Origin of the sequence: Pseudomonas xantholysinigenes (genome assembly GCF_014268885.2) — a bacterium.
Classification (GTDB): Bacteria; Pseudomonadota; Gammaproteobacteria; order Pseudomonadales; family Pseudomonadaceae; genus Aquipseudomonas; species Aquipseudomonas xantholysinigenes.
The window spans coordinates 5207795-5234330 of record NZ_CP077095.1 but is presented as its reverse complement, the minus strand read 5'-3'; the positions used below and the strand labels follow the sequence as shown (position 1 = coordinate 5234330).

Below are 26536 nucleotides of genomic sequence, written 5' to 3'. Positions count from 1 at the left end.
TACGATGGCCTGACTGGCAGGCATGGGTTTGCCGCTCCCTGGCATTCAATGTAGTGGCGGTCGTCCTGGCCGTGCTGGCAGTGCTGGTTGCCGGGTACTTCGTTCGCCTGCGGGAACCGCATCTTGCTTATGTCGCGGCTGCCGCGCAGTTGCTCGCGGCGCAAGAGGCGCGCGAGGGGCGTGAGTCGCAACTCGCCGGTCAGGGGGATGAGCAGCGGGCGCTTGAGGATGCCGAACAGCTTCTGCGCATCGAGCGCTGGCGACTGGCCGCTGGTGAGGGCATGAGCGAATGGCTCGATGCCTTGGCGATATCAGGCCACGAACACGGACTTCTGTTCGAACGCCTGGATGTGCTCGAGGAGCACCGCCAACCTGGCTATCAGCTGACGCCGCTGGAGGTCCGCGTGAAAGGGCGTTATCCCGCCTTGCGCGCATGGCTGGAACAAGGGCATCGGCAGTTGCGGCTGGTGAATGTGTCCAGGCTTCGTCTGGAAGCGGCGAGCGAGGGTTCCGATTTGGTAGTGGGGCAATTGCTACTCAATACCTATAGCGCTGGTGAAGCATTGCCGCTGCCGATGGCGCTGGCGCACGAACCGGCCCAGGAGGCCTGGGCGATGACCGCGTTCGACCCTTTTCAGGCTTGGTCGCTGGGTAGGCCTGGTAATGGGCTCGCCCGTATCCCGCTGGATCAGTTGGAAATGGTCGGCAGTCTGGCGCGAGAAGGGCGTCATGAGGCGCTCTTGCGCTCAGGCGGTCATATCTATCGGGTCAAGGAAGGAGAGCCGCTGGGGCGCGATGATGGGGTTGTGATGGCCATCACCAGGGATCAGATGACCGTGCGCGAGCGGATCTACATCGGCGATGTCTGGCAGGAGCGTCAGCGCTATCTGGCGCTTGGCAAGCGTGCGTCAAAGGAGGTCAAGGATGAAACCGAGGCAGTGGGTGAGCGGGATGCTGGTCATGCTGGCGGGGATGCGGGGGGCGCTGGCGGTGGAGGGTGAGCCGATGTCGCTGAATTTCCAGGACGTCGAGGTGCGCGCGGTGTTGCAGGTCATGGCCGATTATGCCGGTGTCAACCTGGTGGCCAGCGACACCGTGCAGGGGCGCATCACCTTGCGGTTGGAGCAGGTGCCCTGGCAGCAGGCGCTTGACCTGGTGTTGCGCAGCCGGGGCCTGGGGCGCCGCCAGGAGGGCAACGTGCTGCTGGTCGCGCCGCTGGCGGAACTGGCCGAGCGATCGCTGGGCGCTCGCCAGGAGCAGGCCCTGGAGGCGCAGTTGGAGCCTTTGCAGCGCGCGTTGATTCCTGTGTTTCATGCCCAGGCGGCGGAACTCGCCGAGCTGCTGGCGGCCAGTCTTGCCGAAGAGGGCGGCCCTGCCGGACGTGGCAGTGTGAGCGTGGATGCGCGAACCAATACCTTGGTGGTTGCCCTGCCAGCCCAAAGGCTGGCGGAACTGCGCAGGCTGGTCGAACAACTGGATCTGCCGGTGCGCCAGGTCATGATCGAGGCGCGGATCGTCGAGGCCGGCGTCGATTATGAAAAGGCCCTGGGCGTGCGTTGGGGCGCGCCGCTTTACGGCCAGGACAGCCGCCTGGGTAACGAGCTGTTTGTCGATCTTGGTGTTGAGCGGGCGACGTCGGGTGTCGGCGTGGGGCTATTGCGCAGCGACATTTTGCTCGACCTGGAGCTCAGCGCCATGGAAAAAAGCGGCAATGGCGAGATCATTTCCCAGCCCAAGGTGGTCACTGCCGACAAGGAGACCGCGCGGATCCTCAAGGGTACCGAGGTGCCGTACCAGGAGACCACCCGCAGTGGCGCCACGTCGATTTCCTTTCGCGAAGCCTCGCTGTCACTGGAGGTGACCCCGCAGATCACCCCCGACGGCAAGGTGGTGATGGCGGTGCGGGTGACCAAGGACGAGCCGGATTTTGTCAATGCCCTGAACAATGTGCCGCCGATTCGCAAGAACGAGGTCAATGCCAAGGTGCGTGTGGCCGATGGCGAAACCATTGTGATTGGTGGCGTGTACTCGACGTCGCAGAACAAAGTGGTCGACAAGGTGCCATTTTTTGGCGATCTGCCGTATGTTGGACGGCTGTTTCGACGCGATGCATTACAAGAGAAAAAATCCGAGCTGCTGGTCTTCCTGACTCCGCGTATCATGAGTGACCAGGCGATTGCTGTGAGTCGTTGATTCTGTGCGAAATTTGATACTTGTGGGGCCCATGGGCGCTGGAAAAAGCACCATCGGACGCCTGTTGGCCAAAGAGCTGCGTCTGCTGTTCAAGGATTCCGACAAGGAAATCGAACTGCGGACCGGCGCCAATATCCCGTGGATCTTCGACAAGGAAGGCGAGCCGGGCTTTCGTGACCGCGAGCAGGCGATGATCGCCGAGCTCTGCGCCCTCGACGGCGTGGTGCTGGCCACCGGTGGTGGCGCGGTGATGCGCGATGCCAACCGCGCCGCGTTGCACGCCGGCGGGCGGGTGATCTACCTGCACGCCTCGGTGGAGCAGCAGGTTGGCCGCACCTCGCGGGATCGCAACCGGCCGTTGCTGCGCACCGCCAATCCAGAGGCCACCCTGCGCGCCCTGCTGGAAACCCGTGATCCGCTCTACCGCGAGATCGCCGACCTGGTGGTGGAAACCGACGAACGGCCACCGCGCATGGTGGTGCTGGACATTCTGGAGCGCTTGCACAAGTTGCCGCCCCGGTAAGCGGGGACTATGCTCGGCGACCAACGCCGGGATGGGGTTGAACGTCATCGCGCGGGGCCGCTCCGACGCCGCCGCGCCCTAGCACATTGTGGGGATACATGCAGACACTAAAGGTCGACCTGGGCGAACGTAGCTACCCGATCTACATTGGCGAGGGCCTGTTGGACCAGCCTGAGCTGCTGGCGCCACACATTGCCGGCCGACAGGTCGCCATCGTTTCCAACGAGACTGTTGCACCCCTGTATCTCGAACGCCTGGGCAAGACCCTGGGTGCCTATTCGGTGCTGCCGGTGGTGTTGCCCGACGGCGAGGCCCACAAGAACTGGGAAACCCTGCAGCTGATCTTCGACGCCTTGCTCACGGCCCGGCATGACCGCCGCACCACCGTGGTTGCCTTGGGTGGCGGGGTGATCGGCGACATGGCCGGCTTCGCCGCCGCCTGCTACCAGCGTGGTGTCGATTTCATCCAGGTGCCGACCACCCTCTTGTCCCAGGTCGACTCCTCGGTCGGCGGCAAGACCGGCATCAATCACCCGCTGGGCAAGAACATGGTCGGGGCTTTCTATCAGCCCAACGCGGTATTGATCGATACCACCAGCCTGAAAACGCTGCCCGAACGCGAGCTGTCCGCAGGCCTTGCCGAGGTCATCAAGTACGGCCTGATCTGCGACCAGCCCTTCCTGGGCTGGCTTGAAGACAATATGCAGGCACTGCGGGCCCTGGAGCCCGTTGCGCTGACCGAGGCCATTCGTCGTTCCTGCGCGGCCAAGGCCGCGGTGGTGGGTGCTGACGAGCGCGAGTCAGGCGTGCGCGCCACGCTCAACCTCGGCCATACCTTTGGCCATGCCATCGAGACGCACATGGGCTACGGTGTGTGGCTGCACGGCGAGGCCGTGGCGGCAGGCACGGTCATGGCCCTGGAAATGTCCATGCGCCTGGGCTGGATCGACCAGCCAGCGCGGGATCGCGGAATTCGCCTGCTGCAGGACGCAGGATTGCCGGTGGTGCCACCACAGGAAATGACCCCGGCGCACTTCATGGAGCACATGGCGGTCGACAAGAAAGTGCTCGACGGGCGCCTGCGCCTGGTGCTGCTGCGCCAGCTGGGTGAAGCCGTCGTCACCGACGACTATCCGAAAGAGATTCTTCAGGCCACGCTGGCGGCGGATTACCGCGCGATCGTGGCCCAGCTTTGAGGTTGTGACAACGCAATGAGCACTCTGCATGCCGATGAGGCGTTCCTCGAACATTACCAGCTGACCCACGATCCGTTCGCCCCGCGGGTGCCCGGGTTCAAGTTCTTCCCCGCCCAGCGCAAGCCGGTGCTGGGCCAGCTGCATCACCTGGCGCGCTACAGCCAGTTGATGCTGACGGTCACCGGCCCCGTGGGCAGTGGCAAGACCTTGCTGCGCCAGGCGCTGGTGGCCAGCACCAACAAGCAGTCGGTGCAAAGCGTGGTGGTCTCGGCCCGTGGCGCCAACGATGCGGCCAGCGTGCTGGGCCAGGTGGCTCAGTCCTTGGGCGTGGCCCAGGCCGAGGTACAGGCGATCCTCAAGCAGGTGGTGCAACTGGCGCTGACCGGCCAGGAAGTCTACCTGTTGGTGGACGACGCGGAACAACTCGACGAGTCGGCACTCCAAGCCTTGCTGGAGTTGGCGGCCGGTGTCGCCGAAGGGCGACCGCATGTGTTCCTATTCGGTGAGCCGTCGTTGATCGCCGGGTTGGAAGAGCTCAATGCCGATGGCGAGCGTTTCCATGTCATCGAGCTTGAGCCGTATAGCGAGGAAGAGACCCGCGAGTACCTGGAGCAGCGTCTGGAAGGCGCCGGCCGGGGCATCGAGGTGTTCACCCGCGAACAGATCGTTGACATCCACGAAAACTCCGACGGTTGGCCTGGCAACATCAACCAGGTCGCCCGCGATACCTTGATCGAAGCCATGATCGCCAGCCGTACCACGGCCAAGCGACCATCCATGGGGTTCAAAATGCCTAAGAAACACGTGCTCGCGTTGTCCGCTGTGGTCGTGGTCGCCGTTGGCGCGGCGGTCCTGATGCCCAAGAAAGGCGACAAGGCCCCGACCGAAGCACCGACCGCGCAGGCCCAGCTGCCTTTGGGTCAGGGCGGTAATGGCGGCGCTCCCGCCATCGAGTTCTCCGGCTCGTCGCAGCCGATGCCACTGCCGCTGGTCGGCCAGTCGCAGCCGGTCATGCGCGAACCGCTGGCCCAGGCCGCCGGCATGGCCGAGGGCGAGGAAGGTGGCCCGGCCGGCAACACCGCGTTGCAGCCGTCCGCGCCATCCGCGGCGGTACCGCCTACCGTGACCACCATTGCGCCACCGCCAGGTGCCACTGCCAGCCCCGCGCCGGCGCCGGCCCAACCGGTGACCACCGCTCCGGCACAGCAGGTTGCGCTTGCGCCGAAGCCTGTCGCAACCCAGCCTGCAAAACCGGTTGCACCAGCCAAGCCGGCGCCGGCTCCGACCCAGGTCGCCAGCGCCAAGCCTGCGCCCAAGCCCGTCGAGAAAGCGGCTGCCGGTGGCGCCGGCAACAGCAGTTGGTATGCCGGTCAAAAGCCCGGCAACTATGTGGTGCAGATCTTCGGCACCAGCTCCGAGGCGTCGGCCCAGTCGTTCGTCAAGGCCCAGGGTGGCGACTATCGCTACTTCAAGAAAAACCTGCAGGGCAAGCCGCTGTACGTGGTGACCTACGGCAACTTCGCCAACCGCGACGCCGCCGCCGCCGCCATCAAGAACTTGCCAGCCAAGGTCCAGGCTGGTAAACCTTGGCCACGTACCGTGGGCAGCGTCCAACAAGAGCTGGCCACGGCCCGCTGATACCTTCCGGGCGGCACCACCCCGCCGCCCAGTTGCTGAGCGACTTCTAGCTTTCAACTAGCCTGCTGCGCCCGAGCGCGGCAGGCTTTTCTGTCCCAGGCTGCCGGCCACAAGCCCTCTCTTGCAGTCATGGCTGAAACGCTTCAGACTCGAGTCAAGCCGCTATCACGGCGCAAGTCGTAAAAACATTCAAAATTGCGACATAAATTTTCAATGGTGAGACATGAAAATTTGTGGGCGTCACTGTCGCTGTGCAACAATGGTTTTCCATGACCACCGCAAAAAAGCTGGCGTTTGATCGGCGTGGATGGTAAGTGGTTGTTAAAAAAGAGATTTGCCTCCGGTTGAGAGGTGAACCTGGTGAGAAAGTGTCTATGAAAACAGGTCTGTACCATCCCGAAGAATTCAAGGACAACTGTGGTTTCGGCCTGATCGCCCATATGTCGGGCGAGCCCAGCCACCACCTTCTGCAAACCGCCATGCAGGCGCTGACCTGCATGACCCACCGCGGTGGCATCAACGCCGACGGCAAGACCGGTGACGGTTGCGGTCTGCTCATGCAGAAGCCCGATCAATTCCTGCGTGCCGTGGCCCAGGAGCATTTTGCCGTCGAGCTGCCCAAGCAGTACGCCGTCGGCATGGTGTTCTTCAACCAGGACCCGGTCAAAGCCCAGGCCGCCCGCGCCAACATGGACCGCGAGATCGTCAACGCCGGCCTGAAGCTGGTTGGCTGGCGCAAGGTGCCGATCGACACCAGCGTGCTCGGTCGCCTGGCCCTGGAGCGCCTGCCGCAGATCGAGCAGGTGTTCATCGGCGGCGAAGGCCTGAGCGATCAGGAATTCGCCATCAAGCTGTTCAGTGCCCGTCGTCGCTCGTCCGTGGCCAACGCCCACGACGCCGACCACTACATCTGCAGCTTCTCGCACAAGACCATCATCTACAAAGGCCTGATGATGCCGCGCGATCTCGCGGCGTTCTATCCGGACCTCGGCGACGAGCGCCTGCAGACCGCGATCTGCGTATTCCACCAGCGCTTCTCCACCAACACCCTGCCGAAGTGGCCGCTGGCCCAGCCCTTCCGCTTCCTCGCCCACAACGGCGAGATCAATACCATCACTGGCAACCGCAACTGGGCCGTGGCCCGGCGCACCAAGTTCGCCAATGACCTGATTCCCGACCTCGAGGAGCTTGGCCCGCTGGTCAACCGTGTTGGTTCCGACTCCTCGAGCATGGACAACATGCTCGAGCTGATGGTCACCGGCGGCATCGACCTGTTCCGCGGCGTACGCATGCTGGTACCGCCGGCCTGGCAGAACGTCGAGACCATGGACGCCGACCTGCGCGCCTTCTACGAATACAACTCCATGCACATGGAGCCGTGGGACGGCCCGGCCGGCATCGTCATGACCGAAGGCCGTCACGCGGTGTGCCTGCTCGACCGCAACGGCCTGCGCCCGGCGCGCTGGGTCACCACCCGCAACGGCTACATCACCCTGGCGTCGGAAATCGGTGTTTGGGACTACAAGCCCGAGGACGTCATTGCCAAGGGCCGTGTCGGCCCGGGCCAGATCTTCGCCGTCGACACCGAGACCGGGCAGATCCTCGACACCGATGCCATCGACAACCGCCTGAAGTCGCGCCACCCCTACAAGCGCTGGCTGCGTCAGCACGCCACGCGGATCCAGGCGACGCTGACCGACGACCAGGGCGTGGCCAGCTACGACGCCGACCAGCTCAAGCAATACATGAAGATGTTCCAGGTCACCTTCGAGGAGCGTGACCAGGTGCTGCGCCCTCTCGGCGAGCAGGGCCAGGAAGCGGTTGGCTCGATGGGCGACGACACGCCGATGGCCGTGCTGTCCCAGCGCGTGCGCTCGCCGTACGACTTCTTCCGCCAGCAGTTCGCCCAGGTGACCAACCCGCCGATCGACCCGCTGCGCGAAGCGATCGTGATGTCGCTGGAGATCTGCCTGGGCGCCGAGCGCAATATCTTCCAGGAGTCCCCCGAGCACGCCTCGCGGGTGATCCTCAGCTCGCCGGTCATCTCGCCCGCCAAGTGGCGTTCGCTGATGAACCTGGAGCGCGAAGGCTTCGACCGCCAGCTGATCGACCTCAACTACGCAGAAAGCGTCGGCCTCGAAGCGGCCATCCGCAACATCGCCGATCAGGCAGAAGAAGCCGTGCGCGGCGGCAAGACCCAGCTGGTGCTGAGCGACCGCTACATCGCCCCGGGCAAGTTGCCGGTGCATGCCTCGCTGGCTGTCGGTGCGGTGCATCACCGCCTGACCGAGCAGGGCCTGCGTTGCGACAGCAACATCCTGGTCGAGACCGCCACTGCTCGGGACCCGCATCACTTTGCCGTGTTGCTGGGCTTCGGGGCCTCGGCTGTCTACCCATACCTCGCCTACGAAGTACTGGCCGACCTGATTCGCACCGGCGAAGTGCTGGGCGATCTGGACGAAGTCTTCAAGTACTACCGCAAAGGCATCTCCAAGGGCTTGCTGAAGATCCTGTCGAAGATGGGTATCTCCACCATCGCCTCTTACCGTGGCGCCCAGCTGTTCGAAGCCGTGGGCCTGGCCGAGGAAGTGGTTGGCCTGAGCTTCAAGGGCGTGTCGAGCCGCATCAAGGGTGCGCGTTTCGTTGACCTTGAGGGCGATCAGAAGCTGCTGGCCGCCGAAGCCTGGAGCGCGCGCAAGCCGATCCAGCAAGGCGGCCTGCTCAAGTTCGTCCACGGTGGCGAGTACCATGCCTACAACCCGGACGTGGTCAACACCCTGCAGGCTGCCGTGCAGCAGGGCGACTATGCCAAGTTCAAGGAATACACCACGCTGGTCGACCAGCGCCCGGTATCGATGATCCGCGATCTGCTGAAGGTCAAGGTCGCCGACCAGCCATTGCCGCTGGAGCAGGTCGAGCCGCTGGAGGCGATCCTCAAGCGCTTCGACTCCGCCGGTATTTCCCTGGGCGCGTTGTCGCCGGAGGCCCATGAGGCCTTGGCCGAGGCCATGAACCGCTTGGGTGCGCGCTCCAACTCTGGCGAGGGCGGCGAAGACCCGGCCCGCTACGGCACCATCAAGAGTTCGAAGATCAAGCAGGTGGCCACTGGCCGGTTTGGCGTGACCCCAGAGTACCTGGTCAACGCCGAAGTGCTGCAGATCAAGGTGGCCCAGGGCGCCAAGCCCGGCGAGGGCGGCCAGTTGCCGGGCGGCAAGGTCAACGGCCTGATCGCCAAGCTGCGCTACGCGGTGCCGGGCGTGACCCTGATCTCGCCACCGCCGCACCATGACATCTACTCGATCGAAGACCTGGCCCAGCTGATCTACGACCTCAAGCAGGTCAACCCGCAGGCCCTGGTGTCGGTCAAGCTGGTGGCCGAAGCGGGTGTTGGCACCATCGCCGCCGGCGTGGCCAAGGCCTATGCCGACCTGATTACCATCTCCGGCTACGACGGCGGCACCGGCGCTTCGCCGCTGACCTCGATCAAGTACGCCGGCGCGCCATGGGAACTCGGCCTGGCCGAAACCCACCAGACCCTGCGCGGCAACGACCTGCGCGGCAAGGTGCGGGTGCAGACCGACGGCGGCCTGAAAACCGGCCTGGACGTGATCAAGGCCGCCATCCTCGGCGCCGAGAGCTTCGGCTTCGGCACCGCGCCGATGATCGCCCTGGGTTGCAAGTACCTGCGCATCTGCCACCTGAACAACTGCGCCACCGGCGTGGCCACGCAGAACGACAAGCTGCGCAAGGACCACTACATCGGCACCGTCGACATGGTGATCAACTTCTTCACCTTCGTCGCCGAAGAGACCCGTGAATGGCTGGCCAAGCTGGGCGTGCGCAGCCTGGGCGAGTTGATCGGCCGTACCGACCTGCTCGACGTGCTGCCGGGCGACACCGAGCGTCAGCAGTACCTCGACCTCTCGCCGTTGCTGGGTAGCCCACACATTCCGGCCGACAAGCCGCAGTTCTGCGAAGTGGACAAGAACCCTCCGTTCGACAAGGGCGAGCTGGCCGAGAAGATGGTCGCCATGGCCCTGCCGGCGATCCGTGACCAGGCCGGTGGCGAGTTCAGCCTCGACATCTGCAACTGCGACCGCTCCATCGGTGCCCGCATTTCTGGCGAAATCGCCAGGCTGCACGGCAACCAGGGCATGGCCGACAAGCCGATCACCTTCCGCTTCAAGGGCACCGCTGGCCAGAGCTTCGGCGTCTGGAACGCCGGTGGCTTGAACCTGCACCTGGAAGGCGACGCCAACGACTACGTCGGCAAGGGCATGACCGGTGGCAAGCTGACCATCGTGCCACCGGCCGGCAGCCCATTCGAAACCCAGCACAGCGCCATTGTCGGCAACACCTGCCTGTACGGCGCCACTGGCGGCAAGCTGTTCGCCGCCGGTACCGCCGGCGAGCGCTTCGCTGTGCGTAACTCCGGCGCCCACGCTGTGGTCGAGGGCACCGGCGATCACTGCTGTGAATACATGACCGGCGGCTTTGTCTGCGTCCTGGGCAAGACCGGTTACAACTTCGGTTCCGGCATGACGGGCGGTTTTGCCTACGTGCTCGACATGGACAACAGCTTCGTCGACAAGCTCAACCACGAGCTGGTGGAAATCCAGCGCATCAGTGGTGAGGCGATGGAGGCTTACCGCAGCCATCTGGCGCGGGTCCTGGGCGAGTACGTAGAAGAAACCGGCAGCGAGTGGGGGCGTGAGCTCTCCGAGAACCTGGACGACTACGTGCGGCGCTTCTGGCTGGTCAAGCCGAAGGCGGCCAACCTCAAGCAATTGCTGTCCAGCACCCGCGCCAACCCGCAGTAAAAGCAGCTGCAAGTGGCAAGCCTCAAGCTGCAAGTAGAAGCAGTTCGAGGTTTGCCCGGCTTAAGTGATCGTCTTGCGGCTTGCAGCTTGTAGCTTGCAGCTGCTGTTAAGAGGTTTTGAAAAATGGCTGAACGTCTGAGCAACGACTTCCAGTTCATCGAAGTGGGCCGCAAGGACCCGAAGAAAAAGCTGCTGCGTCAGCGCAAGAAGGAGTTCGTGGAAATCTACGAGCCCTTCAAACCGCAGCAATCCGTGGAGCAGGCGCACCGCTGCCTGGGCTGCGGCAACCCGTATTGCGAGTGGAAGTGCCCGGTGCACAACTTCATCCCCAACTGGCTGAAGCTGGTCTCCGAAGGCAACATCCTGGCCGCGGCTGAACTGTCGCACCAGACCAACACCCTGCCGGAAGTGTGCGGTCGCGTGTGCCCGCAGGACCGTCTGTGCGAAGGTGCCTGCACCCTGAACGACGGTTTCGGCGCGGTGACCATCGGCTCGGTGGAGAAGTACATCACCGACACCGCCTTCGCCATGGGCTGGCGCCCGGACATGTCCAAGGTCAAGCCGACCGGCAAGCGCGTCGCCATCATCGGCGCCGGCCCTGCCGGTCTTGGCTGCGCCGATGTGCTGGTGCGTGCCGGCGTGACCCCGGTGGTATTCGACAAGAATCCGGAAATCGGTGGCCTGCTGACCTTCGGCATCCCCGAGTTCAAGCTGGAAAAGACCGTGCTGAGCAACCGCCGCGAAGTCTTCACCGGCATGGGCATCGAGTTCCGCCTGAACACCGAGGTGGGCAAGGACATCAGCATGGAGCAGTTGCTCGCCGAGTACGACGCAGTGTTCATGGGCATGGGTACCTACACCTACATGAAGGGCGGCTTCCCGGGCGAGGACCTGCCGGGCGTGCACGACGCGCTGGACTTCCTGATCGCCAACGTCAACCGCAACCTGGGCTTTGAAAAATCGCCGGAAGACTTCGTCGACATGCAGGGCAAAAAGGTCGTGGTGCTGGGTGGTGGCGATACGGCGATGGACTGCAACCGTACCTCGATCCGCCAGGGCGCCAAGTCGGTGACCTGTGCCTACCGCCGTGACGAAGCCAACATGCCGGGCTCGCGCAAAGAGGTGAAGAACGCCAAGGAAGAGGGCGTGAAATTCCTCTACAACCGCCAGCCCATTGCCATTGTCGGCGAGGACAAGGTCGAGGGCGTGAAGGTGGTCGAGACCCGTCTCGGTGAGCCGGATGCCCGTGGTCGCCGCAGCCCCGAGCCGATCCCGGGCTCCGAGGAAATCCTGCCGGCCGATGCCGTGGTGATCGCTTTTGGCTTCCGTCCGAGCCCGGCGTCGTGGTTCGAACAGCATGATATCCAGCTGGACAGCCAGGGCCGTGTGGTGGCCCCAGAGAAGGGCAAGTTCAAGCACCAGACCAGCAACCCGAAAGTGTTCGCCGGTGGCGACATGGTGCGGGGGTCGGATCTGGTGGTGACGGCTATTTTCGAGGGTCGTACGGCTGCCGAGGGAATCCTGGACTACCTCGAGGTCTGATCAACCTTTGGGGCTGCTTCGCAGCCCTTTCGCGACACAAGGCCGCTCCTACAGGGAATCGCGTTACCTCTGTAGGAGCGGCCTTGTGTCGCGAAAGGGCCGCAAAGCGGCCCCAAGTTCTGGCAGGTTACATATTTTTGTATACAAAAACGTTTGATCCAAGGCACCCAATAGACAAAACGAATGGCCATGGCCGTGCCTTTTGCGCCCGCGTCTGAGAAAATGCCCGCACTTTTTTTCCGGATGCCGACATGACTGCCCTGAAGAACGATCGTTTCCTGCGTGCTCTGCTCAAGCAACCCGTAGACGTCACCCCGGTGTGGATGATGCGCCAGGCCGGCCGCTACCTGCCGGAGTACCGTGCCAGCCGTGCCAAGGCCGGCGACTTCATGAGCCTGTGCATGAACCCGCAGTTCGCCTGCGAGGTCACCCTGCAGCCGCTGGACCGCTACCCGCTGGACGCGGCGATCCTGTTCTCGGACATCCTCACCATTCCCGACGCCATGGGCCAGGGCCTGTACTTTGAAACCGGCGAAGGCCCGCGCTTCAAGAAGGTCATCAGCACCCTGGCCGACATCGAAGCGCTGCCGATACCTGATCCGCAGAAGGACCTGGGCTACGTGATGGACGCAGTCAGCACCATCCGTCGCGAACTCAATGGCCGCGTGCCGTTGATCGGTTTCTCCGGCAGCCCTTGGACCCTGGCTACCTACATGGTCGAGGGCGGTTCGTCCAAGGACTTCCGCAAGACCAAGGCCATGGCCTACGACAACCCCCAGGCCCTGCACCTGCTGCTGGACAAGCTGGCCCAGTCGGTCACCAGCTACCTCAACGGCCAGATCCTGGCCGGCGCCCAGGCGGTGCAGATCTTCGACACCTGGGGCGGCAACCTGTCGGCGGCGGCTTATCAGGAGTTCTCCCTGGCCTACATGCGCAAGATCGTCAGCGGCCTGATCCGCGAGCACGAAGGGCGCAAGATTCCGGTGATCCTGTTCACCAAGAACGGCGGCCTGTGGCTGGAAAGCATCGCCGAGGCCGGTGCCGATGCCCTGGGTCTGGACTGGACCTGCGAGATCGGCGACGCCCGCCGCCGCGTCGGCGACAAGGTTGCGCTGCAGGGCAACATGGACCCGACCGTGCTGTACGCCAAGCCCGTGGCGATCCGCAAGGAAGTGGCGCGCATCCTTGCCAGCTATGGCAAGGGCACTGGCCATGTGTTCAACCTGGGCCATGGCATCACCCCCGAGGTCGATCCGGAGCACGCTGGCGTGTTCATCAACGCCGTGCACGAGTTGTCGGCGCAGTACCACCAGTAATCGGTGTGCAACACGAGAAGCCCGGCCAAGTGCCGGGCTTTTTGTTGTATTAAGTTTCAATTCAGCGATCGTCGGTAATCTGGGACCATCAAAACGCAAACAGGACCCGATCACCATGAAAGCCCGTTACCTGCCCCTGATCCTCGCCCCGCTGTTCAGCACCGCCGCCCTGGCCGCCGGCTACACCGGCCCTGGTGCCCAAGCCGTGACCACGGTCGCCGCCGCCAAGGAGGCCGCCGATGACACCCCGGTGGTACTGCAGGGTTACGTGACCAAGAAGATCAACAACGACGACAAGTACGAGTTCAAGGACAACACCGGCAGCATCACCGTCGAGATCGACGACGAAGACCTGCCGCCGACGCCGTTCAATGACAAGACCAAGGTCAAGCTGACCGGCGAGGTGGAGAAGCACCTGATGAGCCGCGAAGTGGATGTGGATATCGTCGAGATCATCAACTGATCCGAGATTTTGGGGCTGCTGCGCAGCCCATCGCGACACAAGGCCGCTCCTACAGGGAAACACGTACCCTTGTAGGAGCGGCCTTGTGTCGCGAAAGGGCCGCAAAGCGGCCCCAGCGATCAGAAAGTCTTCGGCGGTAATTTGCTCAAGTGCAGCGCCACCAGCAACGCCACCGCCAGCAGGCTGCCGATGAACAGCCCGATGCCGTTCCAGCCCCACTGGTGCCAGAACACCCCGCCCGCCGTCCCGGCGACGCTCGATCCCGCGTAATAGCTGAACAGGTACAGCGACGACGCCTGCCCCTTGGCCTTCAGTGCCCGTCGCCCGATCCAGCTGCTGGCCACCGAATGCGCGCCAAAGAAGCCAAAGGTGAACACCAGCATGCCGACGATGATCATCGCCAGTGGGCTGGCCAGGGTCATCAGCAGGCCGCCGGCCATGACCACGATGCTGGCCCAGAACACTTTGCGCCGCCCCAGCTTGTCGGCCAGCGCGCCGACCTGCGCCGAACTGTAGATCCCCGACAGGTAGACCACCGACAGCAGGCCGACCAGCGCCTGGTTCATATGGTACGGCTCGGCCAGCAGGCGGTAGCCGATGTAGTTGAACAGGGTGACGAAGGCTCCCATCAGCAGGAACGCCTCGAGGAACAACCAAGGTAACCCGGCGTCCTTGAAGTGCATGATGAAACCGTCCAGCAGGCGACGCGGTTTCAGCGACTGCGAGCGGAAGTTGCGCGACTCGGGCAGGACTTTCCAGAACACCACAGCCGCTACCAGGGCCAGGCCGCCAATCACCAGCATTGCCGTGTGCCAGCTGACGAAGTCGATCAGCACGCCGGTGATCAGCCGTCCGCTCATGCCGCCGATGGCATTGCCACCGATGTACAGCCCCATGGCCAGGCCGATGTGCTGCGGGTGGATTTCCTCGCTCAGGTAGGTCATCGCCACTGCCGCCAGGCCGCTCAGCGACAGGCCCACCAAGGCGCGGGTGAGCAGCACCAGCTCCCAGCTCGGCATCACCGCGCTGGCCAGGGTCGACAACGCCGCGCAGAGCAAGGCGAAAACCATCACCGGTTTGCGCCCGATGCGGTCGGAAAGGGGGCCGGTGACCAGCAAACCGATGGCCAGCATGGCGGTGGACACCGACAGCACCAGACTGCTTTGCGCGGCGTTGATGGCGAACTCCTGCGACAGCAGCGGCATCATCGGCTGCACGCAATACAGCAGGGCAAAGGTGGCGAAACCGCCGCTGAACAGGGCCAGCACGGTACGCAGGAAGGCGGGGGTGCCTTTCTCGATCCAGATATCGTTGACGACGGGGGCGGGTTCGTTGGGCTGGGGGAGTACGGCGGATCTCACGGACGGGTACCTCGGGCACGGGGCCAGGTGTTGCGATGGAAAAAGCATATAGCTGGCTAATGATTAGATCCAATATATTGTTCGACCTGTTTGAGATGTTTTACGACTTGATTGGAGCTTGGTCATGGAGCTGCGTCACCTGCGTTACTTCGTTGCTGTGGCCGAAGAGCTGCATTTTGGCCGGGCCGCCCAGCAACTGGGGATTTCCCAACCGCCGCTAAGCCAGCAGATCCAGGCCCTGGAGCAGGAGCTTGGCGCGCGCCTGTTCGAGCGCACCAACCGTCGGGTGGCGCTCAGCGAAGCCGGCCGGTTGTTCCTGGAGGAAGCCCGGCAGGTGCTGGCGCAGGTGGAAAAGGCCGCCGATGTGGCCCGGCGTGCACAGTTGGGCGAGCTGGGCGAAATGAAGGTCGGCTTCACCTCGTCGGCTCCCTTCACGTCGCGCATTCCCCAGGCGATCCATGCGTTTCGCCAACGTTTCCCCTCGGTGCACCTGAACCTGAAGGAAATGAGCAGTCGTGAAGTAGTGGAGGCGGTGTTCGACGAATCCATCGAGGTCGGCTTGATGCGCCCGATGCCGTTGCCGGACGGTATCGTTTGCACCGAGCTGTTCCGCGAGCCGCTGGTGGCGGTGCTCAACGCCTCGCATCCCTTGGTGGCCGGCAGCGAGCGCGGGCTGTACATGCAGGCGTTGGCCCAGGAGCCGTTCGTGTTCTTCCCGCGCAGCTACGGCAGCGGTTTGCATGCTCAGTTGCTGAGCCTGGCGCGCAAGGCCGGTTTCACCCCGCACTTCGCCCAGGAAGCCGGCGAGGCGATGACTATCATCGGCCTGGTCTCGGCGGGGCTTGGCGTGTCGGTGCTGCCGGCGTCGTTCCAGCGCATGCGCATCGAGGGCGTGGTGTACCGGACCTTATTGGACGAGGAGGCAATGACTGCGGTCTGGCTGGTACGCCGCGCGTTGGCCGGCTCGGCCATGGCCAACGCTTTCGTTGCCCTGCTGGCCGGGCTGGAGCAGCCCGAAGGTGCTGGCTAAACCGTCGCGCTGGCCACATACTCGGGCATTCGTTGATACACGGAGGTCTGACATGCGGCGCGTGGTGTTCAATCAGAAAGGCGGTGTGGGCAAGTCGAGCATCGCTTGCAACCTGGCGGCGGTCAGCGCCAACGAGGGCTACCGGACCCTGCTGATCGACCTGGATGCCCAGGCCAACTCCACCCAGTACCTGACCGGGTTGACCGGCGACGATATCCCCATGGGCATCGCCGATTTCTTCAAGCAGTCGTTGTCCAGCGGGCCGTTCGCCAAGAAGAACCAGGTCGATATCTACGAAACGCCCTTCGACAACCTGCATGTGGTCACCGCCACCGCCGAGCTGGCCGACCTGCAGCCCAAGCTCGAGGCCAAGCACAAGATCAACAAGCTGCGCAAACTGCTCGACGAGTTGGACGAGGATTACGAGCGGATCTACATCGATACCCCGCCAGCCTTGAACTTTTATGCGGTTTCCGCGCTGATCGCCGCCGATCGCGTGCTGATCCCTTTCGACTGTGACAGTTTCTCGCGCCAGGCCCTGTATGGCCTGCTGGCCGAGATCGATGAACTCAAGGAAGACCACAACGATGACCTGATGGTCGAGGGCATCGTGGTCAACCAGTTCCAGTCCCGCGCCAGCCTGCCCCAGCAGATGCTCGACGAGTTGCTGGCCGAAGGCCTGCCGGTGCTGCCGGTGTACCTGGGCAGCTCGGTGAAGATGCGTGAATCGCACCATGCCAGCCTGCCGCTGATCCACCTGGAGCCCCGGCACAAGCTGACCCAACAGTTTGTCGAGTTGCATGATCTGCTGGAGCGCAGCGCCTGAGGGCTTGCAGGGGTTCGCCGAAAGCTCTTCAGCGCCTGTGAGATCGAGCGCCGCCCGCGCGGCGCATCGCGACGCAAGGCCGCTCCTACATTTGTTGCAACGTGCCGAACCTGTCAGGTCATGGTTGCCCGCCTTGGTGCATGTCTTGAGACAGGTGAGGCGCCAGTGGTGCCCACACTGAAACCCCGTCGTACCCACAAGGCGGATCAGGTAATGGCACAGGATTGACTGGCCCGAAATAGATGTAGGAGCGGCCTTGCGTCGCGATGCGCCGCGCGGGCGGCGCTCGATCTGATAGGCGCTACAAAACTTTCGCCTAGCACCTGTCAGCCCTGATGCGATCCCCTCAAACCCCGTGTCCGCGCAACCATTCCAACAACGACTGCAGCGGAAACGCGCCGGCTTGGCGCGCCACTTCGCGACCGTTCCTGAACAGGATCAGGCTGGGGATCGAGCGAATGCCCAGTTGCCCGGCCAGGTTGCGATTGGCCTCGCTGTCGAGCTTGGCCAGGCGGCAGCGGCCAGCGAGCTGCCGCGCGGCCTGCTCGAACACTGGGGCGAAACTCTTGCACGGGCCGCACCAGTCGGCCCAGACATCCAGCAGCAGCGGCAGGTCGCCCTTGATCTGGGCGGCGTAGCTGCTTTCGTTCAGTTCGAAGGGCTGCGCGAGCAGCACGTCCTGTTTGCAGCGGCCGCATTTGGGGCTGTCGCCCAGGCGCTCGGCGGGCAGGCGGTTGAGGCCGTTGCAGTGGGGGCAGGGGATTACCAGGGGGGAGGACATTTTATCTCCTTGATATTGCTGGGGCTGCTGTGCAGCCCTTTCGCGACACTAGGCCGCTCCTACATGGGTATGCGTTTCCTGTAGGAGCGGCCTAGTGTCGCGAAAGGGCCGCGCAGCGGCCCCGGGGTTCATGACGAACAACTGATTTCCAGGTGCTTGCCCCACTCCGGTGGCCGTTCGGCATAGGCTTGCATCCCGGGTTGTTCCTCGAACGGCTTTTCCAGCACCTGATGCAGCCGCCGCACTTCACTGTAGTCGCCCGCCTCGGCGGCCTCGATGGCTTTCTGCGCCAGGTAGTTGCGCAGCACGTACAGCGGGTTCACCGCATGCATCCGCGCACGCCGGCCTTCGGCATTGCCAGGCTCGCGCTGGCAGCGTGCCAGGTAGTCAGCGCCCCAGGCATCGAATCCGGCCAGGTCGACGAAGTCATTGCGCACCACCTCCAGTGCTTCGCCCACCGGCTGCTCGCCCAGGCGACGGAAGAACAGGGTGTAGTCCACGCCACCGCTCTGCATGCGCTGCAACAGGCGCTCGACCAGCGCCATGTCGTCATCCTCGGCGGTGGTCAGGCCCAGGCGTCGGCGCATCAGGTCCAGGTAGTGCGCCTGGTACAGCGGCAGGAACAGCCCCAGTGCCTCCTTCAGCGCTTCGACCTCGATCACCGTGGTCAGCGCCTGGGCCAGCGCGCTGAGGTTCCAGTGGGCGATGGGCACCTGGTTGGCGTAGCTGTAGCGGCCACGGTCATCGGAATGGTTGCAGATGAAGTTGGCGTCGAAGTCGTCGAGGAAGGCATAGGGGCCGAAGTCGAAGGTGATGCCCAGGATCGACATGTTGTCGGTGTTCATCACCCCGTGGCAGAAGCCATAGGCCTGCCAGCGGGCGATCAGCTCGGCGTTGCGCTCGACGATGCTGCGGAACATGGCCAGATAGGGTTGCTCGGCATCGTGGCACTCGGGGTAGTGCTGCTCCAGCACATGGTCGATCAGCAGGCGCTGTTGTTCCGGCTGTTTGGTGTAATAGAAATATTCGAAGTGGCCGAAGCGCACATGGCTCTGGGCCAGGCGCAGCAGCATCGCCGCGCTTTCGCGGGTTTCACGCCAGACCGGGGTGCTCGATCCGATCACGCACAGCGCGCGGCTGCTGGGGATACCCAGGGCATGCAGGGCCTCGGAGGCGAGGAATTCGCGGATCGACGAGCGCAGCACGGCGCGGCCATCGCCCATGCGCGAATAGGGCGTCTGGCCGGCGCCCTTGAGGTGCAGGTCCCAGTGCTCGCCAGCATCGTTGCGCACTTCGCCCAGCAGCAGGCCACGGCCATCGCCCAGGCGTGGGTTGTAGGAGCCGAACTGGTGCCCGGAGTAGACCATCGCCCGCGGGTCGGCCTCTTCCCAGAGCTTGTGGCCGCTGAACAGTTCGGCGAACACCGGTTGCTCGGCCTCGGTTGGGTCGAGGTCGAGCAGGGCCATGGCCGAGGTGCTGGCCACCACCAGGCGCGGGTCGGCGATCGGCTCGGGCAGCACTTGGGTGGAGAAAGTGTCGCCCAGGCGGGCGAAGCGGTTGTCGAAGGTGAGTTGGTCGAGGGATTTCACGGGGCCTGCTCCTGGATTCGCTGCCATTGCGGCCGCTGGGCGGCCCTTCGCGGGTGAACCCGCTCCCACAGGGGGCGCGCTGGCGCTGTGGGAGCGGGCTTGCCCGCGAACGAGGGCGAAGCCCTCGCCGGCATTCTGGGCGGTTACCCCTTTGACGTCTACTCAGGTGGGCGGTGCGTTGTCCGCTTTGTTGTCCATCGGGATCAACTGCTGTTTGCCGTTCTTCGGGTCCATCAGGAACACCTCCACCTGGCGCACCGAGATCTTGATGTTGTGCGCCTTGAACTCGCGGTTGATGTAGCGGTTCATTTCGTCGAGGGTCGGGTTGCGGTCGCCCAGGTCGCGCACGTGCATGCGCAGTTCGTGGTCCAGCGAGCTTTCACCGAAATTGAGGAAGTACACCAGCGGTTCCGGATCCTTGAGCACCCGCGGGTTCTCGTGGGCGCCCTTGAGCAGCAGGTCGCGCACCAGGTCCAGGTCCGAGCCGTAGTCGATGCCCAGCTTCAGCGTCACCCGGGTGACCGTGTCGGTCAGCGACCAGTTGATCAGTTGGCCGGTGATGAAGGTCTTGTTGGGGACGATGATGTCCTTGCGGTCGAAGTCGGTGATGGTGGTGGCGCGGATACGGATGCGGCTCACCGTGCCTGACAGGTTGCCGATGGTGATGGTGTCGCCGATGCGCACTGGGCGCTCGAACAGGATCATGATGCCGGAGATGAAGTTGGCGAAGATCTCCTGCATGCCGAAGCCCAGCCCCAGGGACAGGGCCGCTACCAGCCATTGCAGCTTGTCCCAACTGACCCCGAGGGTGGCCAGGGTGCTGACGATGCCGACGCCGGCGATCACATAGGACAGCAACGTGGTGATCGCGTAGGCGCTGCCCTGGGCGAGGTTCAGGCGCGACAGCACCAGCACTTCGAGCAGGCCGGGCAAGTTGCTGGCCAGGGCCACGGCGATACCGGCGATGACCATGGCGCCGAGCAGGTCGCCGAGGCTGATCGGCACCATGCTGGCCGCGGCGCCGGTGCCGCTGCTGTATTCGTACAGGGTGATGTTGTTGAGGTAGGCGAAGACGCTGATCAGGTCTGCCCAGACCCAATACAGGCCGCCGATGAAGCCACCGAGCAGGGCCAGGCGGATCAGGCGCAGCGACTGCTGGTTGACCTGTTCGATGTCCAGGGTCGGTTCCTCGACCACCACCTCGCCATCCAGGCCTTCCTTGGCCGCTTGGCGCTTGCTCAGGGCGCGCTGGTAGGCCAGGCGCCGCGCGGCCACCGACAGGCCACGGACGAAGGCGGCCTCGATCACCAGCCAGAACAGCAGCAGGTACAGGGTGTAGATCAGCCGGTCGGTGAGCTTGAGGGCGGTGTAGTAGTAACCGAAGCACACCGCCACGAACAGGGCGATGGGCAGCGCGGTGAAGGCGACGCCGACCGCCTTGCGGAACAGCGAAGTGTTGCGGTGCGCCGGGCTGCTCAGCAGCAGGCGGCTGAGCAGCCAGGCCATCAGCGCGTAGCAGGCCAGCACCACGCCGATGCCCAGCACGTCGTCGGCCAGCGCCGAGGGTTGGTGTTCGGCCACCGCCACCACGCCAACCAGGGCCAGTACCACGGTACCGAGGCGACGCACCCAGCCGCGCAGGAACTCGACCTGCGGCTTGTGCCAGCGGAAGTGGATCTCGGCCACGCCGCCCGGCGCCAGGATGCGGTAGGCGGTGTAGAACACCAGCCAGGCCTGGGCGATCTGCCACAGCGCGGCGCCGAGGTTGGCGTTCTGCCCACGGGCGTCGAGCTGCAGGGCATAGCTGCCCAGGGTCAGGGCCAGGGCCACCGGCAGTGCCAGAAGGATGTTGATCAGGATCGCCTGGGGCGTGTGCCACTGGCTGTCGCGCTTGAAGTGGCCGATGTCCTGGTGGACCTTGCCCAGGCGCCGGTACAGTGCCTTGCGCCGCCACAGCAGGCCACCGATCACCAGGATCAGTGGCAGGAACAGCAGCGGCTGCTGTACCAGGCCGTCGCCCAGCTCCTTGACGCCGGCGCCCCAGGGCAGGCTGGCGACCTGGGCGACCAGGCGCTCGGGCACTTCGCGCAGCCACTGCCAGTCCAGTGGCTTGTTGCTGGGGATCCAGAACATCTGTTCTTCGAGGGTGGTACGCAGGTTCTGCGCGGTGCTCAGCAGCTGCTTCTGGTTCAGTTGCAGGGTGATGCTTTCGTTGAGCAGCGCCGACAGTTCGCGGTTCAGGCGTTCCAGCAGGTCGCTGCGGGTGATCGCCACTTCCAACAGGGCTTTGCGCAGCTGCGGGGTGATGTCTTCTTGGGGCTGGTTGGCCAGCAGCTTGTCCACATAGCTGGACGGGCTGCTCATCTGCTCGCGTTCCTGGTTGATCTCGAACTGATAGAGACGGATATCGGCGATCTGGTCGGCCAGGTCGCGGTCGACCTTCAGGTGTGGCAGGGCCTGTTTCTGCTTGTAGAGGATCTTCGACAGCAGCAGGCTGCCCTTGAGCACGCTGATCTGCTCGTCCAGGGCCTGGTCGGCCTGGGTCAGGCTGTCGAGCTGCTGCTTGGTGCGCAGGTTCTGCTGGGTGACCTCATTGAGGCGGTCGGTGCCGCGCAGCAGGTAGTCCGAGAGCTGCAGGTTCTCGGCGCTCTCGGCGGCCAGCAGGTTGCTGCCGCCGGCCTTCTGCGCCTCGATCGATTGCTGGGTGACGGTCTGCTGCGACTGGGCCAGGCGTTTCTGGTTGATCAGCGTCTGCAAATCCTGGATCTCCTGCTCCAGGCGCGCGGCGCGTTCGAGCAGCAGGTCGTGACGGGCATTGCCCAGGTCTTGTAGCAGGCTGTTGCCAGCCAGCTCCTGGCGACGCAGCAGGGTCAGGGCATTGAGCGAGGCGAGCTCGGCGTTGAGCTGGTTGCGTTGGTCGGCGTTGAGCGGTTTGCCGTTGTCCTTGCCGCTCTTGAGGCTGTTGTTGATCTGCTGGACACGGACCTGGTTGTTGCTGATTTCGGCCTGGGCGCGTTCGGGGCGGGTCTGCGAGTTGATGATCAGGCTGTTGGCCTCGGACAGCGCCTTTTGCAGATCGCCCTGCTGGGTGCTGCGCTCGCTGAGCATCTGTTCGAGCTGCGGGACCGTGAGGCTGGCGTAGCGCTGGGCCACCGGCAGCGGGCTGGTGGCCTTGAGCTTGATCAGTTCGCGTTGGTTGTCGCGGGTTTCCTGGGGCGCGGTGGCCAGCTGCTGCTTGAGCGCGGCGAGTTTCTTCTCGCTGTCGTCGCGGGCGGCCAGCAGGGCGAGGGTCTGCTCCAGCACCTGCTGCACCGCTTTTTGCTCGGGTTCGGGCAGCTTGCGCTCGGTGATCTTGCTCAGGCTGCCCTGGATGCCCGGAGTGGTCGGGACTTCCGCCATGGCGGTGAACGGGAGGGTCAGGCACAGCCCCAGCAGGGCGGTGCGGCAGTACGCACGCAGGGACATAGGCAGCATTCTTGAATAACGAGGCAAATCGGAGTTTAGAGGAACAACCCAGGGCCGGGTCGAGTACCTTCGGGGAATCTGACGCCCACTTTCTGGATCTTGTTCCCGTCCATGACCGCGACGGTCCAGATCGTGCTGTGCCATTCGATCTGGTCGCCTACTACTGGCGCGCCTCCGACCTTCTGTCGGATGAACTGCGCCAGCGGCATTTTGGCGTCCAGGCCATCGAGTTTCAGGCCATAAAGCGCGGCCACGGCGCCCAGCTCGGCATCGCCCTCGAGCACGAAGTCGCCGAAGAAACGCAGGTCCAGGCCCCGCTGCGGCGCCTGGCTGAACAGCTTGCCCAGCGCCGGCAGGTTGTGTTCATGGCCGATCACGCAGAGCATGTCGCCGACTTCCAGTACCGTGCTGCCCGAGGGGTGCAGCAGTTGCTCGCCGCGGAACAGCGCGGCGATACGGGTGCCTTCGGGCATCTTCAACTCGCGCAGGGCAGCGCCGATGCACCATTTTTCCGCGCCCAGGCGGTAGACGAACAGCTCCCATTCGCTGGTGATGTGCACTTCCAGCGCCGAGCGGGAGATGGGCGCCGGATCCGGCGGCACGGTGACTTTCAGCAGCTTGGCCATCCACGGCAGGCTGGTGCCCTGCACCAGCAGCGACACCAGCACGATGAAGAATGCCAGGTTGAAGAACAGCTGGGCATCCGGTAGGCCGGCCATCAGCGGGAACACTGCGAGGATGATCGGTACCGCGCCGCGCAGGCCGACCCAGCTGATGAAGCCTTTCTCGCGACCGTGGAAGGCCTTGAATGGCAGCAGCGCGGCGAGCACCGACAGTGGTCGGGCGAACAGGATCATCCACAGCGCCAGGCCCAGGGCCGGCAGGGCGATGGGCAGCAGGTCGTGGGGCGTGACCAGCAGCCCCAGTACCAGGAACATGCCGATCTGCGCCAGCCAGGCCATGCCATCGAGCATATGCAGGATGCCGTGGCGGCTGCGGATTGGCCGGTTGCCCAGCACCAGGCCGCACAGGTAGACGGCGAGGAAGCCGCTGCCGTGCAGGGCGTTGGTCAGCGAGAACACGGCCAGGCCGCCGGCAATCACCAGGATCGGGTATAGGCCGCCGGCCAGGTTGATGCGGTTGACCAGTTGCAGCATCAGCCAGCCGCCGCCCAGGCCGAGCAGGCTGCCGATGCCGAATTCGCGCAGCAGGTGGGTCAGCAGGTTCCAGTGCAGGCCGGTCTGGCCGCTGGCGATCATGTCGATCAGGGTGACGGTGAGAAACACCGCCATGGGGTCGTTGCTGCCCGATTCGATTTCCAGGGTCGCCGTGACCCGTTCGTTCAGGCCTTTGCCGCCGAGCAGCGAGAACACCGCCGCGGCGTCGGTGGAGCCGACGATGGCGCCGATCAGCAGGCCCTGGATCAGGCTCAGGTCGAACAGCCAGGCGGCGACCATGCCGGTCAGGCCGGTGGTGATCAGCACACCGACGGTGGCCAGCGACAGGGCCGGCCACAGCGCCACGCGAAAGCTCGCCACCCGTGTGCGCAGGCCGCCGTCGAGCAGGATTACCGCAAGGGCCAGGTTGCCCACGAGATAAGCGGTCGGGTAGTTGTTGAAGATGATGCCGCCACCGTCCACGCCCGCGACCATGCCGACGGCGAGGATGATGACCAGGATAGGGATGCCCAGGCGCGACGACAGCGAGCTGACCAGGATACTGGCCCCGACCAGCAGGGCGCCGATCAGGAACAGGCTGTTGATGGTGCTCGCATCCAAAGGCGGTACTCCGGGACATCGCAGAGAAAGGGACCTGTTCGATGAACTAGCAGGTCGCGTGCCAATCGATTCTAACCTGATGAATTGGCAGGCTGTAAAGCGTTTCTGCAGATGTAGAAAAGGCACCTCGAAGGGTGCCTTTTCTGGTGTTGCCGGTGATGGCCCTTTCGCGGGTGAACCCGCTCCTACAGGGAGGTGCAATACCTGTGGGAGCGGGTTTACCCGCGAAGGGGCCGGAGCAGGTTTACGCCTGCTTCACTTCACGCATCGGCTTACCCTTCACCGGTGCATCACCTGCCACATAGTACTTGGCGGTGCTGCGCGGCAGCGGCTTGCGGCCACGGATCTTGTCCGAGATTTTCTCGGCGATCATGATCGTGGTGGCGTTGAGGTTGCCGGTGATGATCAGCGGCATGATCGAGGCGTCGACCACGCGCAGGCCCTGCATGCCGTGGACGCGACCTTCGCCGTCGACCACCGCCATGTCGTCGGTGCCCATCTTGCACGAGCAGGATGGGTGGAAGGCGGTTTCGGCGTGCTCGCGAATGAACTTGTCCAGCTCTTCGTCGGTTTGCACGTGGGCGCCCGGGCTGATCTCGCGGCCGCGGTACGGGTCCAGCGCCGGCTGGGCCATGATTTCGCGGGTCAGGCGGATGCCGTCGCGGAATTCCTGCCAGTCCTGCTCGGTGGACATGTAGTTGAACAGGATGCTTGGGTGCTGGCGCGGGTCTTTCGACTTGGCCTGGATGCGACCACGGGCCGGCGAGCGCATGGAACCCATGTGCGCCTGGAAACCGTGCTCTTTAACACCGTTGGAACCGTTGTAGTTAATCGCCACCGGCAGGAAGTGGTACTGGATGTTCGGCCACTTGAATTCAGGGCGGGTACGGATGAAACCGCCAGCCTCGAACTGGTTGCTGGCGCCGATGCCGGTACCGTTGAACAGCCATTCTGCGCCGATTGCCGGCTGGTTCCACCACAGCAGCGATGGGTACAGCGACACCGGCTGGGTGCAGGCGTACTGCAGGTACAACTCGAGGTGGTCCTGCAGGTTCTCGCCGACGCCCGGCAGGTCGTGGACCACCGGGATGTCGAGGCTTTCCAGCAGGGCGCGCGGGCCGACGCCGGAGCGCTGCAGCAGTTGCGGCGAGGCGATGGCGCCGGAGGAAACGATGACTTCCTTGCGCGCGCGGGCTTCGACGCGTTCTTCGCTGTCACCGACCAGGTAGGTCACGCCAATGGCGCGCTTGCCGTCGAACAGCACGCGGTCGCTCAGGGCGTGGGTGACGATGGTCAGGTTCGGGCGTTTCTTGGCCTGGTCCAGGTAGCCGCGAGCGGTGCTCGAGCGACGGCCTTTCTTGGTCACCGAACGGTCCATCGGGCCGAAGCCTTCCTGCTGGTAGCCGTTGAGGTCTTCGGTGCGCGGGTAGCCGGCCTGCACGCCGGCTTCGACCATGGCGTGGAACAGCGGGTTGTTGCCGGCTTTTGGCGTGGCCACGCTGACCGGGCCTTCGCCGCCGTGGTAGTCGTTCGGGCCGATGTCGCGGGTTTCGGCCTTGCGGAAGTACGGCAGGCAGTCCAGGTAGGTCCAGTCGTCCAGGCCTGGCAGTTCAGCCCAGCCGTCGAAGTCCATGGCGTTGCCGCGGATGTAGCACATGCCGTTGATCAGCGAGGAACCACCCAGGCCCTTGCCGCGACCGCATTCCATACGGCGGCCGTCCATGAACGGCTCCGGGTCGGTCTCGTAAGCCCAGTTGTAGCGGCGACCCTGCAGCGGGAAGGCCAGGGCGGCTGGCATCTGGGTGCGGAAGTCGAAGCGGTAGTCGGGGCCGCCGGCTTCCAGCAGCAGGACGGTGACGCTGGCGTCTTCGGTCAGGCGAGTGGCCAGGGTGTTACCGGCCGAACCGGCACCGACGATGATGTAGTCATATTCCATGGCATTTCTCCGAAATGCAGCGGCAAGCTTCTAGCTACAAGCTGCAAGGAAAGCAGTCGTGCGAAGCTTGCGAATGGAT

17 protein-coding genes are annotated in these 26536 nt (G+C 64.2%); 11 read left to right on the top strand and 6 right to left on the bottom strand.

Features of this window, described 5'->3' with window-relative positions; genetic code table 11:
• The first annotated feature begins 53 nt into the window (after window positions 1–53).
• The 9 genes from HU772_RS23250 to HU772_RS23210 all read left to right on the top strand — a co-directional run bounded on the left by HU772_RS23250 (window position 54) and on the right by HU772_RS23210 (window position 13691).
• Window positions 54–1001 (top strand): pilus assembly protein PilP, encoded by a 948-nt coding sequence (locus HU772_RS23250; protein ID WP_186656643.1) that lies wholly within the window; start codon window positions 54–56, stop codon window positions 999–1001.
• Entirely contained in the window at window positions 961–2193 is a 1233-nt protein-coding gene (locus tag HU772_RS23245; RefSeq protein WP_186656737.1) for a type IV pilus secretin PilQ, read from the top strand. Before HU772_RS23250 ends, HU772_RS23245 begins: the two co-directional genes overlap by 41 nt.
• Window positions 2194–2197: 4 nt before the next feature.
• On the top strand, window positions 2198–2716 hold the full coding sequence (gene aroK / locus HU772_RS23240; protein ID WP_186656639.1) for a shikimate kinase AroK: 519 nt from the start codon (window positions 2198–2200) through the stop codon (window positions 2714–2716).
• 98 nt (window positions 2717–2814) lie between these two features.
• The gene (gene aroB / locus HU772_RS23235) at window positions 2815–3912 is read left to right on the top strand and encodes a 3-dehydroquinate synthase (RefSeq protein ID WP_186656632.1); all 1098 of its coding nucleotides are present in this window, start codon (window positions 2815–2817) and stop codon (window positions 3910–3912) included.
• 15 nt (window positions 3913–3927) lie between these two features.
• A complete protein-coding gene (locus HU772_RS23230; RefSeq protein ID WP_186656630.1) occupies window positions 3928–5550 on the top strand; it encodes an AAA family ATPase in 1623 nt (540 codons plus the stop codon).
• 374 nt (window positions 5551–5924) lie between these two features.
• Window positions 5925–10370, top strand: a complete 4446-nt coding sequence (gene gltB / locus HU772_RS23225; RefSeq protein WP_186656628.1) for a glutamate synthase large subunit — start codon at window positions 5925–5927, stop codon at window positions 10368–10370.
• Between the two features lie 123 nt (window positions 10371–10493).
• A complete protein-coding gene (locus tag HU772_RS23220; protein ID WP_186656626.1) occupies window positions 10494–11912 on the top strand; it encodes an FAD-dependent oxidoreductase in 1419 nt (472 codons plus the stop codon).
• Window positions 11913–12163: 251 nt separating this feature from the next.
• On the top strand, window positions 12164–13228 hold the full coding sequence (gene hemE / locus HU772_RS23215; protein ID WP_186656623.1) for a uroporphyrinogen decarboxylase: 1065 nt from the start codon (window positions 12164–12166) through the stop codon (window positions 13226–13228).
• A gap of 115 nt (window positions 13229–13343) precedes the next feature.
• Entirely contained in the window at window positions 13344–13691 is a 348-nt protein-coding gene (locus tag HU772_RS23210; protein WP_186656622.1) for a YgiW/YdeI family stress tolerance OB fold protein, read from the top strand.
• Window positions 13692–13810: 119 nt separating this feature from the next.
• On the opposite strand, the gene HU772_RS23205 is transcribed toward HU772_RS23210, so the two are convergent.
• Entirely contained in the window at window positions 13811–15052 is a 1242-nt protein-coding gene (locus HU772_RS23205; protein ID WP_186656618.1) for an MFS transporter, read from the bottom strand.
• Between the two features lie 124 nt (window positions 15053–15176).
• On the opposite strand from HU772_RS23205, the gene HU772_RS23200 reads away from it, so the two are divergent.
• Together HU772_RS23200 and HU772_RS23195 are read left to right on the top strand one after the other, a co-directional pair.
• Window positions 15177–16082 (top strand): LysR family transcriptional regulator, encoded by a 906-nt coding sequence (locus tag HU772_RS23200; RefSeq protein ID WP_186656615.1) that lies wholly within the window; start codon window positions 15177–15179, stop codon window positions 16080–16082.
• A gap of 52 nt (window positions 16083–16134) precedes the next feature.
• Entirely contained in the window at window positions 16135–16908 is a 774-nt protein-coding gene (locus HU772_RS23195; RefSeq protein WP_186656612.1) for a ParA family protein, read from the top strand.
• Between the two features lie 346 nt (window positions 16909–17254).
• Here HU772_RS23195 and trxC read toward each other — a convergent pair whose 3' ends face one another.
• From trxC to betA, 5 genes are all read right to left on the bottom strand, one after another.
• A complete protein-coding gene (trxC, locus tag HU772_RS23190) occupies window positions 17255–17689 on the bottom strand; it encodes a thioredoxin TrxC (protein WP_186656608.1) in 435 nt (144 codons plus the stop codon).
• A 128-nt stretch (window positions 17690–17817) separates the two neighbouring features.
• Window positions 17818–19278 carry a protein adenylyltransferase SelO gene (selO, locus tag HU772_RS23185; RefSeq protein ID WP_186656604.1) on the bottom strand — a complete coding sequence of 487 codons (1461 nt, stop codon included), beginning with the start codon at window positions 19276–19278 and terminating at the stop codon, window positions 17818–17820.
• Between the two features lie 162 nt (window positions 19279–19440).
• On the bottom strand, window positions 19441–22743 hold the full coding sequence (mscK, locus tag HU772_RS23180; RefSeq protein WP_186656601.1) for a mechanosensitive channel MscK: 3303 nt from the start codon (window positions 22741–22743) through the stop codon (window positions 19441–19443).
• A 35-nt stretch (window positions 22744–22778) separates the two neighbouring features.
• Window positions 22779–24521 carry a potassium/proton antiporter gene (locus tag HU772_RS23175; protein WP_186656598.1) on the bottom strand — a complete coding sequence of 581 codons (1743 nt, stop codon included), beginning with the start codon at window positions 24519–24521 and terminating at the stop codon, window positions 22779–22781.
• A gap of 244 nt (window positions 24522–24765) precedes the next feature.
• Window positions 24766–26457 carry a choline dehydrogenase gene (betA, locus tag HU772_RS23170; RefSeq protein WP_186656596.1) on the bottom strand — a complete coding sequence of 564 codons (1692 nt, stop codon included), beginning with the start codon at window positions 26455–26457 and terminating at the stop codon, window positions 24766–24768.
• Window positions 26458–26536 lie beyond the last annotated feature (79 nt).

Excerpts from the sequence above, each read along its gene's own strand:
- HU772_RS23200 (WP_186656615.1), top strand. The coding sequence starts at position 15,177 with ATGGAGCTGCGTCACCTGCGTTACTTCGTTGCTGTGGCCGAAGAGCTG.
- mscK (WP_186656601.1), bottom strand. The coding sequence starts at position 22,743 with ATGTCCCTGCGTGCGTACTGCCGCACCGCCCTGCTGGGGCTGTGCCTG.
- betA (WP_186656596.1), bottom strand. The coding sequence starts at position 26,457 with ATGGAATATGACTACATCATCGTCGGTGCCGGTTCGGCCGGTAACACC.
- HU772_RS23210 (WP_186656622.1), top strand. The coding sequence starts at position 13,344 with ATGAAAGCCCGTTACCTGCCCCTGATCCTCGCCCCGCTGTTCAGCACC.
- hemE (WP_186656623.1), top strand. The coding sequence starts at position 12,164 with ATGACTGCCCTGAAGAACGATCGTTTCCTGCGTGCTCTGCTCAAGCAA.
- HU772_RS23245 (WP_186656737.1), top strand. The coding sequence starts at position 961 with ATGCTGGCGGGGATGCGGGGGGCGCTGGCGGTGGAGGGTGAGCCGATG.
- gltB (WP_186656628.1), top strand. The coding sequence starts at position 5,925 with ATGAAAACAGGTCTGTACCATCCCGAAGAATTCAAGGACAACTGTGGT.
- HU772_RS23195 (WP_186656612.1), top strand. The coding sequence starts at position 16,135 with ATGCGGCGCGTGGTGTTCAATCAGAAAGGCGGTGTGGGCAAGTCGAGC.
- HU772_RS23220 (WP_186656626.1), top strand. The coding sequence starts at position 10,494 with ATGGCTGAACGTCTGAGCAACGACTTCCAGTTCATCGAAGTGGGCCGC.
- HU772_RS23230 (WP_186656630.1), top strand. The coding sequence starts at position 3,928 with ATGAGCACTCTGCATGCCGATGAGGCGTTCCTCGAACATTACCAGCTG.
- aroB (WP_186656632.1), top strand. The coding sequence starts at position 2,815 with ATGCAGACACTAAAGGTCGACCTGGGCGAACGTAGCTACCCGATCTAC.
- trxC (WP_186656608.1), bottom strand. The coding sequence starts at position 17,689 with ATGTCCTCCCCCCTGGTAATCCCCTGCCCCCACTGCAACGGCCTCAAC.